1 protein-coding gene is annotated in these 754 nt (G+C 50.8%); it reads right to left on the bottom strand.

Annotation, left to right across the window (positions count from 1 at the left end; genetic code table 11):
* Positions 1-109: 109 nt before the first annotated feature.
* Positions 110-754 (bottom strand): pyrroline-5-carboxylate reductase (gene proC, locus SPADD19_RS03170; protein ID WP_128861567.1); only part of this gene is annotated, 645 nt, incomplete at its 5' end.

Genomic DNA, 754 nt, shown 5'->3' with positions numbered 1-754 from the left:
TTTAGTCATGGAACTTCGAGGAAGTTCGCTGACGTCCGTACTCACCTAAGGAAAGTTTCTAAGAGGACTATATTTTCAATTTGAAAGATTGGCCAAAACCAATCTTTTTCTATTCCTTCGCTGCCTCTTGTCCCATTTCTTGGGTGCGTTTGTAGGCTGCTTCCACTCCTGCAATGATGTCGCCCCGTAGGCCGACTTGTTCTAAGCGGTTGACTCCTGCGATGGTAGAACCACCTGGGCTACAAACTGCATCTCGCAAGCGGGCTGGGTGCTCGCCTGTCTCTAGGACCATTTGACTAGCGCCTTGGAAGGTCTGTGCAGCCATCTGCAAGGCTTGCTCTCGTGTAAGTCCTAACCCTACTCCTGCATCTGCCATGGCTTCAATCATCTGATAGACAAAGGCTGGCCCACAGCCTGCGACAGCCGTTGCAGGATCCATTAATTTTTCCTCGATCTCGTAGAGAGCCCCTGCGCCTGCTAAGAGCTGCTTGACCTGGGCAATCTGCTGGTCTGTCACTGCTTGGGAGCGGGCCAGACTGATAACACCTTGACCAATGGCCACAGGCGTATTGGGCATGATGCGAATTAGCCCTAGCTGGCCGTTCTGGATCACGTCAGTCATCTTTTCTAGTTCCAGGCCTGCAGCCATGGAAACCAGCAAGAGATTAGAGCGTTGAGCCAAGATGCCTTTATACTCTTCTAAAAGAGGGCAAATCTGATAGGGTTTGACCCCTAAAAAGATTACTTCAGCCTC

Source organism: Streptococcus parasanguinis (assembly GCF_001578955.1).
Lineage (GTDB): Bacteria > Bacillota > Bacilli > Lactobacillales > Streptococcaceae > Streptococcus > Streptococcus parasanguinis_U.
This window is presented reverse-complemented; position numbering and strand designations above follow the sequence as displayed.